This is a genomic window from Streptomyces bicolor (assembly GCF_000719285.1).
GTDB classification, from domain to species: Bacteria; Actinomycetota; Actinomycetes; order Streptomycetales; family Streptomycetaceae; genus Streptomyces; species Streptomyces bicolor.
Genome location: NZ_JOFS01000072.1, coordinates 1 through 12067 on the forward strand (window position 1 = coordinate 1; position 12067 = coordinate 12067).

Consider the following 12067-nt stretch of genomic DNA (forward strand, 5'->3'; position numbering starts at 1 on the left):
GACCACGCCGATGAGTACCTGATGCACCCGGGTCAGCTGGGGTATCTCGCCCTTCCCCGCGGCCACGTTTCACTCTCCTGTCCAAGCCTGCCGCTCGCGGCGCTGTCATCCAAACCTGTCCCACTGACCATGAGCGCGTCCGGGCGTTGCCTCTCGTGTGCTGGCCAAGGGATGGCCGGCTGATGCTGTGGCCCGTGACGTGTTGTAAGCCTCCTTCAAGGCGGCACCCGGCGTGTCCGGCGCATGGCCGCCTGCTCACTTGGCGGATGGTGACGTTGCTCGTGCTGCCTTCCTCCTGCTTCTGGAATCAGCACGCCTGCAGAACGTGAGTCAGTTCGTTGATGAGTTGTTCGGTCTCGATCTCCAGTGACGTATCCAGTGTTCGGTTGATGTGCTGGATTCGGCTGATGGCGGTGTGCAGCCCCTGCCGGTTCCCGGCGGCGTGTTCGATGCGTATCCAGTCTCGGTAGAGCAGCTCGGCGCTGGTGTCGGCGTCGAGGCCGGTGGTGATGGCTTGGCGTGCTTTGTTGAGGTCGTGTTGTGGGCCGGCCTGGGTGCGGTAGCGGGCCACGGTGTGCGCGATGTCGACGATGCGGGTGGTCATTTCTTGTTGGAGGGGTTCGGCCCAGGGCAGTGGCCTTGTCCCGAACGGCTTTCCGCGTACGAGGGCGAGGGCATCTTCCAGGTGTGGTAATCCGGTCGGGCCTTGGGGCAGCGCGTGTTCGGCGAGTTGGAGGAAGCGGGTCCAGTCGCAGCGGATGGCGGGGGAGAGGCGGTAGGGGTCGTCGCCGGTTTTGCGGCGTGGCACGTAGGCGTTGCCGGTTGGGTCGTTGCCCAGTGCGCTGCGCAGGCCCCGGAGCCGGGCGTTGAGGGTGCTGACTTCCCAGGGGGTGAGCGGGTCCATGTCGGTGCACAGCGCATCGGCGTTGCGTCCGGGGCGGAAATACATCAGGGCCGCCAGTTGGGCGATGCGCGGGCCGTGCCCGGAGCTGGCCACGCCGTCCACCTCGACCGGTCCCAGAACCCGGATTTGCGGCGCATGGCTATCGTCGGGCTCCGTCTCCGGGCTCCTGGCGCGCTGCGTATCGGGCTCGGGGGCCGTGGATTGTGGCCTTTGGGGAGCCGGTGCCTGTGGTGAGCGTGCGGGGGGCATTTCCTGCGGGTTGTCCGGCGTCTGGTGTGGTGCGGGGGGCAGCAGGCGCATCCCGGCCGGGCTGGGGGAGGCGGCCAGCAGGGCTGGGAAGAAGCCCTCGCCGATCCCGTTGCGGGCCGCCGGCGCAGACGTCCCGGCGCCGGTGTCCGCGTCATCGAGGATCTCCTCGTCGGTGTCCTGTTCCGGGCCGGCAGGCTCGATGCCGGAGGCGGGCTCGTCTGTCCAGGGGAAGTCGGCCAGTTCGGCCTGCTTTTGCGGCGCAGGTTCACCGGGTACCTCCCGCCATGCTCCTTCCGGTGGTCCAGGGGGTTGCCCGGACACCGCGAGGGCTGTGGTGATCTGCTGGTACGCGGTGTGCTCCAGGCGCTGCACTGTGATGTCGATGCCGGCATAGTCCAGGTTCTGGAGCTCGCTGAGTGAGGCGTTGAGGACTTCCGCCTCGGGGAAGTGCGCGGCCGCCGCACTCGCCGGGGCGACCAGAGTGACGGGCACCGTGCCGGACTTGTCGATGACATCGGAGAACTGCCAGGCGCTGTCGGCATCCAGGCTCGTCGCGCACAGCAGCAGATACGGCTGATGCTGCGTCTCGGGCATCTGGTGCGCTTCCAGCAGCCGCTCGGACAGATCGCGCAGCGCGTGCGCGGCCTGCCGCATGTGGGCGATCCGCGCGGTGGGCAGCAGCTGCGGCAAGTCCTCACCGAACCCGATCGTCACGACCTCGACATCACTGGCCCACGGGCTCATCCCTAGCTCCAGGGCGAGCGAGGTGCACACCTCGGAGATGTGGACCGGGTTGCCGTCCAGCAGCAACGCAGGCAACTGCGCGAGGTTGAGCAGCACAAGCGCACCCGATTCGGTGCTACCGACCGTGACCAGCCCCGGATACGGCGCCGGCACCTCGCGGGCCGCCTCCTCGTCCAGGAGGACCGCATCCGAGGCCAGGACCCACCATCCGCCTTGGCCGGAGACGAAGGGCGCCTGCGGCTCCTGGGAAAGATCCTCGGGCAACACCTGCAGCGCGCGGGCTCCTATCCGTGCGGCCCGCAGCGGAGGCAGGAGCGCAGTGGCTTCTGCCTGAGCCACCCTGTGGGCGAGCGTCCGCAGCGCCAGGTCAAGGAGGGCGGCACTGGCGGGTTCGGCGGCCGCCGCCAACTGAGCCTCTGCCGTGGACGTCTCCGGCGCGATGGCGATCTTCTCGCCGGGATTGCGGCGGCGGCGTTGCAGGGTCCTGCGCAGGGCGAGGGCCCCGGTGACGGCGGCTGCCAGCAGTGCGCCGGCGCCGAGCACGGTGCGCAAGTTCAGCGGGCTGCTGGACGGAGCCGTCGCCGGGCTCTCGGACGCCGTGCTGGCGGAGGAGGCGGACGGATCGGCCGACGCCGACGGGGCCGCGCCGGAGGGCGAGGCGCTTGCGCTGGGAGCGGGCGTCGCAGAGGCCGTTGCGGAAGGGGAGGCCTGATCCTGCTCGTGCTGCCCGGCGGTGCGACTGGACTCGGTAGCGGGGGCCGACGGCTCTGGTGCCGGGGAGGCGGACTGACCCGGCGCCGGGTTGCCCTGCTGCTGTCCCCCCTCGTGTTCGTTGTGCGGATCCTCGGCGGCCGGGGGAGTGCGCTGCTGGCTGCCGGAGTCGTCCTGCTCGGCGCTGTTTGGCGCCGAATCGTGCTGGTCGGGCTGTCCACCGGGCACGGTGACCTGCTGCCCCGTGTAGACCACATCCGGGTTGGTGATGGCTGGCAGGCCGTGCGGCTGCGGCTTGCCCTGGCTGGCTTCGAACAGCTCGGGCCACTTGGCGCCGTCGCCGAGTTCCTCCTCGGCGATCTTCGACAGGTAGTCGCCGGCCTCCACCGTGACCACGTGCGCGCTCTCCTCGGCGGCAGCCGGAGCCTCGTCGCCCAGCAGGGTTCGCGCGCCCTCGGTCGACGCGGTCTCGTCGGGCATCTGCAGCTGCCAGCCGGGCTGCAGGAAGCTGTTGGCCCTGAAGACCTGGCCGTCGGTCATGGTGCGGCCCTCGTTGAGGGCGGCGATCTGCCGCCACCGCTCACCGTCGCCCAGCTCGCGCTCGGCGATGCTCCACAGGCTCTCCGCGGGCCGCCTCTCGCGCACCGTATATGCACCGGACGCCGGGGTGCTCGCCGCGGACGTCGCGGCCGGTTCGCCCTCCTCCGTCTGCGGGGCCTGGGCGGGAAGGCGGGCAGCGGTGGCGGCCGGTGCGGCCTGGGCGTCGGAGGCGAGCGCCGAACTTGTGGGTAGCAGCACCAGGATGCTGCCGATCAGCAGCGCGGCGGCGCGTTGTGAGCTGGCCAGCCCGCGCGGGGCGTGCCAGGTCCGGCCGCGCAGTTGGGCGATTAGCTCGCGTACGGCGCAGAACGTGAACTGTGCCCACCCGATCCAGCCCACCGCGACGAGCAGCAGCAGGAACACGGAGCCGGTGTCCTGGCGGTCCAGCAGGTGTGTCAGGTCGTCGTGGCTGGACGCCCAGATGACCGGGGTGACCCAGGACAGCAGCAGCGGAAGCCCGGCGACTGCGCCGACCAGGATGAGCAGACTCAGCACGGCCGTGAGGGCCCGGCCCAGGGTGCGGCCGGCCGCTGCGGCGGGGGAGTGGGTGGTGCGCATCAGTTTCCTATCGGAGCGGTGACGCCATACAGGAGGGTCGCCTTGCCATGACCGGTCACCGCGAGCGTGCCGATCCCGACGACCGACAAGAACTTGGTGTCGTACGAGCTGTCGACGGTGACGGTGAGGGTCTTGCCATCGGCGGAGACGCTGACCGCGCCCGTGGCGCCGACGGAGCTGAGGTAGGAGCGGGCGGCGGCTACCGCGTCCTGCGGATCCACGACGACGGCGTCGCCGCTGATCGCTTGGGCCGGGTCGATGGCCTGCCCGCCTGCCCGGGCGGCCTCACCGGCGATGAAGTCGGCGCGTTCCACCGCACGCATCTTGCTGCCGCCGTCCACAGCGATGCCGATGATGCCGATCAGCGCAATCACACAGACCGCGACGAACACAGTGACACCACCGCGGTCGTCGAACCGCGCTCGCCCACCCACCTGATGGAAGATCATCAGCCCTCCCGCTGCCGGTACTGATCAACAACGGAGGTCGCGGTCGACGTGAGAGTACGGGCTCCAGGGACACCCGGCAGCAGCAGGTCCGACAGGCTGACCGTGCATTTCACGGTCACGGTGACGGTACCCACCTGACCTACCGCCACGTTCAGCCCGGCCGTGTTGACCGTGACGTCGGCAGACGCGCAACGGATGCCCTGATCGTCCAGCGACTCGGTGGCCGCGGCGTGGGCAGCGTCCTGGGCGGCGGCCACGGTGCGGTGGATGGACGCCTCCCGCGCGGCGTCCTCGGCCGCGGCATCGATCTTCGCGCCGGACATGACGAGCCGCCCGCCCGCGATCGCCAGGCAAAGGAACATGATCAGCGGCGGGACGATAATGGCGGCCTCGATCGCCACACTGCCTTCATCGCTGCGCACCCCGCGCGCCCAACAAGACCTGCTGCTCAACGCAATTCACCCCCCTGGGAGCGTCCAGCGCTCCACGGGACCGGATGCCGACTGGCTGACCCGCAGACCGGCCACGCCCGGGATCATCGACTGGGCTGTGCCCGTCACCTGCACCCGCACCCGCTCGGCGGTGCTGCCGGCGGTGGAGACGCTGTAGCCGAGCAGACTGTCGCCCGCCGAACGCTCAAGCACATCCTGGGCCTTGGCCGTGCCGTCGGCGGGGGAGGCCTGGTAGGCGCGGGCCGCGGTCAGTCCCTCCCGGGCGGCGGTCAGCGCGATCGACCGCGCGTAGTACCACATGGACACCTGAATGACGGCGATCGTGGCCAGCAGGATGAACGGGTAGACGATCGCCATCTGGATGGAGGCGTCCCCGCGGTCATCGCGCCATCTTCGTCCGCGCCACCAGGCCCGAAGCCGGTCGCCGTCCATCATCAAATGCCGTTCAGGTTCCCGTTGTACCTGGCGATCACCGCGGCGATGGTTCCGGCGATCACCAGGGCGCCGGTGACGGCGGCAACCCAGATGATCACTGTGGTGATGCTGATGTCGCCGCGGTCCGGGCGGCGGGTGGCCTCCTCCAGGCTTTCCTGCCATCGCGTGGTCAGCCGGAGCACAGCACGGCGGGTGCGGGCTGCGGTGTGCCTCATGTTCGTTACCTCTCAGCAGCGTTGAAATAGATAGGGATGGTCTTAGACGGTGAGCATGCGGATCACCGCGGGGAACGCCATGAGCAGCATCACCAGCACAGCCAGGAGAGCTCCGGGAGCGGTCATCTTCTCGCTGGCCGAGTTCGCCTCTGCGGCCTGATCAGCCAGCAGCTCGGCATTGAGGGCGGCGGTGCGGGCGCGCAGCGCCTTGTAGACGGCGGCGCCGTCGGTGGCCGAGCCGCGCATGATGTCGGCGACGTCGTCCAGTCCGGGCAGGTCGTAGGTGTCGGCGAGTTCGGTCAGTGCCTGATAGGGCGGGATCTTCTCCAGCCGGGCCCGGCGCAGGGCGCCCTGCAGATACAAAAAGGGCCAGCCGCGGCCGACTGCGGCCGCCTTCTCCAGGGCCTCGGCCGGACCGGCGTCCGCGGCCCGCTTCAACGCCACCAGGTCCAGGTAGGCGGACAGGGCGTGCGCGAACTCCTCGCGCGCTCGCCTGGCTTGGTCGCGTACGGCGAGGTCGGGGGTGAGGAACAGCAGACCGGCAACAGCGAGGCCCACCGCGGCGGGTACGTAGAACGGCAGCGAGATGCCCGCGATGATCCAGGGGATGGTCACCAGTACCGGGCAGAGCAGCCCGAGAGCGGCGAGGGCGGTCTTCTTCAGCATGAACTGGCCCGGACCCTGCCCGAGCAGGGCGAGGTTCTTGGTCGGGACCCGCACGCCGGGCAGACGCTCGAGACGGGCCAGCAACCACCGGCCCCACAGCTCCTCACGGCCGAGCTCCGGCTCCGGCTCCGGCATGCTCAAGCTGCCCGGCGCGCTGCGCGCAAGCGCGGCCGCCAACGCAGGCTGCGGATGCAGCAGTTCGCGTACCAGGAGCGCGACGCCGGCACCTACCGTGCCGCCGGTGAGGACCACGGGAAGCAGGTTCATGACGGGGCTCCTTCCGGCTCACGCTCGACCGCTCCAGCAGCCGATTTCGCCGCAGGAGCCGGGGCGGGCAGTCGCACTGTGCTGCGGGCATCCGCGATCAGGAAACGGGGGATGCGGCGGAAGTTGCCCAGCTGTCGCATCATCACCAGCACGCCGACGAACCCGGCGGTCAGGAATGCGAGCACTAGTTGGCCCAGCAGGGTGCCGTAGGGGCGGGTGTAGGACGGGACGAAGAACCCGGCGACGATCACGCCGAGGGTGATGAAGGTCATCCATCGCACGGTCGTGCGCGGCTTGGCGCGGTCCGCCTCGATGGACCGCTTGCGGGCGACCTCGTCACGGACCGTGCCCGCAAGGTCCTCCAGTGCCTGGGCGAGTCCCGGGCCGCGGTCATTGACCGAAAGGATCAACGCGGCGGTCACCTTGTCCGCGGTGACGTCATCCAGCTCGGCGGCGAAGGCCCGCAGTGCCTCCTCCGGCCGCCAGCCCAACCGCAGCCGGTCGGACAGGCCCGCGATCTGCGGTGCGAGGGCGTCCGGCGCCCCTTTGCGGCTGGTGATCATCGCCTGCTCCAGGCCCATGCCCAACCGCAGTAGACCGGCCAGGCGCTGGGTCCACTCGCTCAGGGCCTCCAGCCGGCCGATGTGCTCCTGCGCGATCCGCGCCGGCGTGACCAGCCACGGCACACCGATGACCGCGGCGCCGAGTAACGCGCCGGCCACGAAGTTCCCCGAGACCAGCCACACGGCGAGGAACACCACGAGTCCCGCGCTGGTCAGCGTCCGCCGGCGCATTCGGCCGCCCTCGCCCTGCTCCTGGCCGGCACGCAACGCCTGCCACCGCTGCCGCAGGGGTGCCCTGCGGGGCGCGGTCGTCCCCACCAGCCCGGCGATGACACCAATCAGCCCGCCGACCACGGACATGCCGGACAACAGCGCGAACAACAAGGTCACCGCCCCACCCCCACCTTCAGCGGCAGCGGCGCAGGCCAAGCCCCGTACGGCTGCTGCAGCAGCGCGGAGTCGAAGCCGACCCGCCGCAGATCATCAACGCACCCGGGGTCCATCCGCGGGACCGCCCGCAGTTCGCCGAACTCGCGGCCGGGGGAGAAGATTTCGTTGGTGGCCGGGCGGCCGGACTCGCCGATCCCGGTGAGCTCCAGGACGTGGGAGACGTAGCGGTGGCGGCGGCCGCCGATCCGCGTCTCGTCCGTCATGTCGACGTACACGATGAAATCCAGGCCGTTGGCGGTCTGCCGGTAGGCCAGCTGCTCGGACAGGTTGCCCTGGGCGAGCGCGTACAGTTCGGCGATCCGGTCGAAGATGATGTCCGGGCGCCGGGCGTGGATGGTGCACAGGTTGCCGCCCGCCCCGTTGGTCAATGCCTGCATCATGGCGACGACTTCGGGGCCGCGGACCTCGCCGATCACGATTCGCTCCAGCGACATCCGCAGGGCCGGGTGCATCAGGTCCAGGAGCGTCACCTCGCCTGCGCCACGCCCCGTGGCGTCCTTCTCGCCGTTGGACTCGCGCCCGATCAGGGAGACGACCTGGCGGTGGTAGCCGTTGGTGTGGGCAAACAGCTCGTCCTCGGTCTGGACGGTGGCGAACCGGCACTCCGGGTCGAACTCCCGCAGCATCGCCCGCAGCAGGGTGGTTTTGCCCGCCTTCTGCTTGCCCGCGATCATGATGTTCTTCTCGGCGCGCACACACGCGCCGAGGAACTCCCGCAGGATCGGGTCGATGGTGCCCAGCCGGACCAAGTCGTCCAAGTCGGCGAGCGAGACCCGGTGCCGGCGGATGACCGCATAGGTCTTCGGGCCCAGGCCGGTGATGGCCTGCAGACGGGAGCCGTCCTTCAGTGACAGCGCGAGCGTCGGGCTGGCGGTGGAGATCGTGCGCTCACTGTGCCCGGAGTCGCGGGCCAACTCCCGCAGTAACTCCAGCAGTTCCTCTTCGGAGTCCGCGATCGGGCCGACCCTGCGCCGTTGGCCGTCGCCGTAGTCGAGCCACACCTCGTCCGGACCCTGGATGATGATGTCCTCGACCCGATCATCGTCCAGGTACGGCTGCAACCGGCCGGCCCGGTACAGCAGGTCGTACACGGCACGCCGCAGCGCGTCATCCTCGTCCGGCGTGGGACTCACACCACGCTCGACGCCCTGGGCATCCGACCATAGAGCGACCGCCTCATTGATCCAGTTCAGGCAATGCTGCTCCTCGGTCGCCCGGTCCACCTCTGGTGCGGTCTTCAGCAACTCTTCGCGCTGCCGCGCCACCTGGGACGCAATGTGCCGGGCGACCCTGTAGTCGACGGTGACCTGGGGCGTGCCGGGAGCGAGGACCTGGGGGCTCGACGCAGCACCGACGCTCGCTCCATCGGCCTGCCGTGGCCAGGCGTGCGGCGGGCCGGGCGGCGGAGCCACGGCGGGATCGGAGTGCAGAGGCCTACCGCGCACCATGGGTCACCTGCCCTCCCGGCGCGAGGCGCGCGTGGCGCAGGGCCGCGCGCTGTGCGAGCGGGGTGGTGCCCGTGCGGGCCGCCTGCATCAGCGCCGACTTGGCGTAGCGGCGGGGCTGCTCGGCGCCGTCGGAGAGCACTTTGGCATCGGCCGGGGCGTACGGAAGCGTCGCCACTACCGGGACCTGCAGCACGCGCTGCACTTCCCCGGCCGGATACGGGCCTTCGTCAATCATGACCAGGCCGACCCCGCCGAGGCGTTCCTCCAGCGCGCTCACCCGAGCCTGAGCGGCCTGCAGACAGCGCAGCGTATTGCGCACCACCACCAGCACGGTGTCGGCCTGCTCGGCCAGCACACCAGCGGGCCCGAATGCCCCAGAGCGGCCGAGGTCGATCAGCACGTCATGGTCGGTCTCGGCGTCGATACCGCGGAACATCTGGGCCAGGATCTTCCAGACCGGGCCCATGCTCGCCGCCTGCGCGGGATCGGTGATCCCGGGCAGCAGCAGCCGGTCACGCGGCGACTCCTTCTTGCCTTCCTCACTGCTCAGATCGATCAGCTGCCGCCAGAACGCGTCACTGAACTCGCCCTTGCGGACGGCGACCGACAGGTTCCGCAGCCCATACCGATCGCCGAGAGTGCCCTGCAGCAGGCCGTGGAGCACGGAACCACCGTCCGGATCGCACTCGGCAAGGACCATCCTCCGACCCGGCTGCAGCGGCCAGTTCAACAGCAGCGCCAACGCCGTCGTGGTCACCCCCGGCGCGCCACTGCAGCCAGCCAGCGCGATCACACTCATCAGCTGCCGTCCGGAGCGTCCAGGACCAGCCGCAGCATGCCGGCCGACACCCAGGCCGCGGCCGTCGGGCCGTCGGCTGTGGTGGTGGCCACGTCGACGACCACTACACCGGTACCGGGCGCGGCCTTGGATGCCTTGACCACCCGACCTGCGATCGTCTCGGGCGGCGTATCGCTTTCCGCGTCCGAGGCCGCTATGCCCTGAGCCGGGACATGAACCAGCTTTACCTTCTGCCCCGGCACCAGATCCGTGGCCGGCACCTGCTCCGGCTTCAGGCCGATCGGCACCAGCTGCTCTCCCGGCTTGACCAGGGAATCCTTCGTCACTTGCGACGGAGCAAGAAGCGAGCCGGGCTTGAGCTCGACCGCGGCCCGCTTGCCCACCACCGACTTCAGGTCGTCGGCCCCGACCGCCTTCACGGCCGGGTCCAGCGCGACCGAGGCCTCGCCCAGATCCTGCTCGGTGAGAACCTGCCCGACCTGCACGTCTCGGACCACGGTCACTACCTCGGTGCGGTGGCCGACCTGCAGCAGGAGGACCGCAACCCCCGCGCCACCAGCAGCGATCAGCGCCAGCGACAAGGCGATCACGCCCGGTCGGCGCCTGCGCGCCGACACCCGAGGAGGTGTCACCGGGCCAGCCACCTGCATCTGCGGCGGCACGCCGTTCACAGGGGCCGCGCGTTCGTGTGTCTTGCTCAACGGGTCCTGTCCTTCCGGCGGCTACCTGACGACCTGCAGCTCGCCGATCGCCACCTGCACGTTGGTTTGCCGGATCTCGGTGAGCTGGCCGGCTGCTCCGCCGCCCTGCCAGTCGATGGTCCATGTCGAGGTCGCCGTGACCTGGTACTTACCGCCCGGGGCACCAGCTGAGGTCTTGGAGTACACGTGCCCGCAGGTCGGCGACTTGGCCATGCCCTGGGACGCCTGGTAGGGCGTGCCCGGGCCGTTGCAGGTCACGGTGGCGCCGTCCCCCATCTGCCACACAATCTTTGACACCTTCGCGGTGGCGGTGACGGTCACCCCGCCCGCCGAGGCCGACGCGGTGTTCGGACCGTAGGTCGTGGCGCTCTGGTTGACCCACATCCACATCGGGACACCCACGGTGAATTTCCCCGCCGCCTTCGGGCTGGCGATGTCCGGGCCGAGCAGCGTCATGGAGTCGACCGCCTGCTGGGCCAACTCCTGGGGGTCCACCTGCGGAGCAGGAGGCTGTGCCTCTGGCACGGCGATGAAGCCGTCAAGCTCTTGCAGCTGCTCCCCATCGGGCTTGGTGCTGTCCCAGCACGTGTAGAAGTACATGACTGACTTCTCGCGGTCTTGGCCCTTCCACGCAGGGTGCTCGGCTGGCGGCTTCGGCTCGATCTTGGTGTATTCGCACTTCAGGCCGGTGGTGTCACCGCTGCCGCCCTGTGCGCCGCCCGCCTGGCCGCCGCTGCCGCCGGTCTCGTCACCGACGCCCACGCCGACGCAGAACTTCACGACCTGGCACTCGCCCGCATCGACGTCGGGATCATCGGCTGCGTGGGCGGTGCCGGCGCTGGCAAGGACGAGGGCGCTCGTGAGGACGGCGAGCCGCCGGGTTAACAGGACTGATCTTGAGCGGTCAGCTTCGTGACCATCCACTTCGTCCCCCACTTTTCAAGCGTTGCGGTGCTGACGTATTTGGTGAGTCGCTCCGTTGGCAGCGGGACCTTCTTCTGCGAGGTCTTGTCGATCAGCGTCCAGTTCGTGGTGTCGACGCAGTCCGCGACCGTGGCCGTGGGGATCTTGGCGGCGGTGACCTTGACGACCTTCGGATGGATCACCGGCTTCCCGGTGGTCACCTGTCCGGCCCTCCGCATGGCCAACAGGTCCCTCTCGATGTCAGCGAGGGCCTCGAAGGTGGTGTTCTTCTTCAGGTCGGTACCTGCGGAGGAGGCCTTGCTGTAGGCCTCGGTCTGCGCGGCCCATGAACTGGTGTACGCCGCGATGACGGCGGGGTTCTCGATGTCGGTGGAACTGGGGGACGACGGGGCAGCCGTTTGAGTAGGGCTGGGGGTGGACGGTGCCGCGCCCGTGCCGGTGTCGCTGCAACCGGCTAGCGCCAGCAGACTGCTGGCGAGGAGCAGTGCGGTCGTGTGCTCTCTGGTGAGAACAGGGGAATGAGGAATACGGTGTGCGCGGTGTTTCACGATGCCTCCCCGTACGACGCGGTGCGACAGGCTGCTGTCCAAATGCCATGCAGGGCGGGCCAGGCCCGAGGCCTTGTCCAGCTGCGGTGATGCGTCTGCGTGACCGCAAGATTGCACATATCGGTCAACTTCCAGGCTCGCTGGTTGAGTTCACTCGTACCTCTTGAGGCCTATCCGGTCGCTTCCGCAACCAGAAGCTGATTTCTAGCCGTGTGTTCACTCGTTCGGGATGCACATGGTCCGTACTGTCTGACGGGCTCCGTACCCGCTCGGCCTGGGATGCTGTGTGGTGGTTCACTGGTGTTCCCGGGGGCGGGGCCAGATGGTGATGGTGTCGCCGTCGAGGGTGATGTGGCGGTGGGGGAGCTGGCGGCGTACGAGGTT

Annotated in this window: 12 protein-coding genes; all 12 read right to left on the reverse strand. The window is 69.5% G+C overall.

What is annotated here, in order from left to right; all coding sequences use genetic code 11:
• Positions 1–307: 307 nt before the first annotated feature.
• The 12 genes from IF78_RS0142235 to IF78_RS48785 are packed head-to-tail and all read right to left on the reverse strand — an operon-like array spanning position 308 to position 11683.
• Positions 308–3766: an AfsR/SARP family transcriptional regulator gene (locus IF78_RS0142235; protein ID WP_031498828.1), complete on the reverse strand. Its 3459-nt coding sequence runs from the start codon at positions 3764–3766 to the stop codon at positions 308–310.
• Positions 3766–4215: a pilus assembly protein TadG-related protein gene (locus tag IF78_RS0142240; RefSeq protein ID WP_031488047.1), complete on the reverse strand. Its 450-nt coding sequence runs from the start codon at positions 4213–4215 to the stop codon at positions 3766–3768. Before IF78_RS0142240 ends, IF78_RS0142235 begins: the two co-directional genes overlap by 1 nt.
• The gene (locus IF78_RS0142245; protein WP_267883001.1) at positions 4215–4616 is read right to left on the reverse strand and encodes a TadE/TadG family type IV pilus assembly protein; all 402 of its coding nucleotides are present in this window, start codon (positions 4614–4616) and stop codon (positions 4215–4217) included. Before IF78_RS0142245 ends, IF78_RS0142240 begins: the two co-directional genes overlap by 1 nt.
• 57 nt (positions 4617–4673) lie before the next feature.
• Positions 4674–5102 carry a TadE family protein gene (locus tag IF78_RS0142250; protein WP_031488045.1) on the reverse strand — a complete coding sequence of 143 codons (429 nt, stop codon included), beginning with the start codon at positions 5100–5102 and terminating at the stop codon, positions 4674–4676.
• Positions 5102–5317, reverse strand: coding sequence for a hypothetical protein (locus IF78_RS0142255; protein ID WP_031488044.1), 216 nt, complete (start codon positions 5315–5317; stop codon positions 5102–5104). Before IF78_RS0142255 ends, IF78_RS0142250 begins: the two co-directional genes overlap by 1 nt.
• 42 nt (positions 5318–5359) lie before the next feature.
• Positions 5360–6250 carry a type II secretion system F family protein gene (locus IF78_RS0142260; RefSeq protein WP_031488043.1) on the reverse strand — a complete coding sequence of 297 codons (891 nt, stop codon included), beginning with the start codon at positions 6248–6250 and terminating at the stop codon, positions 5360–5362.
• Positions 6247–7203: a type II secretion system F family protein gene (locus IF78_RS0142265; protein ID WP_031488042.1), complete on the reverse strand. Its 957-nt coding sequence runs from the start codon at positions 7201–7203 to the stop codon at positions 6247–6249. The genes IF78_RS0142260 and IF78_RS0142265 overlap by 4 nt, the downstream gene beginning before the upstream one ends.
• Entirely contained in the window at positions 7200–8711 is a 1512-nt protein-coding gene (locus tag IF78_RS0142270) for a TadA family conjugal transfer-associated ATPase (RefSeq protein WP_031488041.1), read from the reverse strand. The genes IF78_RS0142265 and IF78_RS0142270 overlap by 4 nt, the downstream gene beginning before the upstream one ends.
• Positions 8698–9510, reverse strand: coding sequence for a CpaE/TadZ family protein (locus IF78_RS0142275; RefSeq protein ID WP_031488040.1), 813 nt, complete (start codon positions 9508–9510; stop codon positions 8698–8700). Before IF78_RS0142275 ends, IF78_RS0142270 begins: the two co-directional genes overlap by 14 nt.
• A complete protein-coding gene (locus IF78_RS0142280) occupies positions 9510–10211 on the reverse strand; it encodes an SAF domain-containing protein (protein ID WP_031488039.1) in 702 nt (233 codons plus the stop codon). The genes IF78_RS0142275 and IF78_RS0142280 overlap by 1 nt, the downstream gene beginning before the upstream one ends.
• 21 nt (positions 10212–10232) lie before the next feature.
• On the reverse strand, positions 10233–11147 hold the full coding sequence (locus IF78_RS0142285; RefSeq protein WP_234440025.1) for an ATP/GTP-binding protein: 915 nt from the start codon (positions 11145–11147) through the stop codon (positions 10233–10235).
• A complete protein-coding gene (locus tag IF78_RS48785; RefSeq protein WP_158751705.1) occupies positions 11093–11683 on the reverse strand; it encodes a hypothetical protein in 591 nt (196 codons plus the stop codon). Before IF78_RS48785 ends, IF78_RS0142285 begins: the two co-directional genes overlap by 55 nt.
• Between the last annotated feature and the right edge of the window lie 384 nt (positions 11684–12067).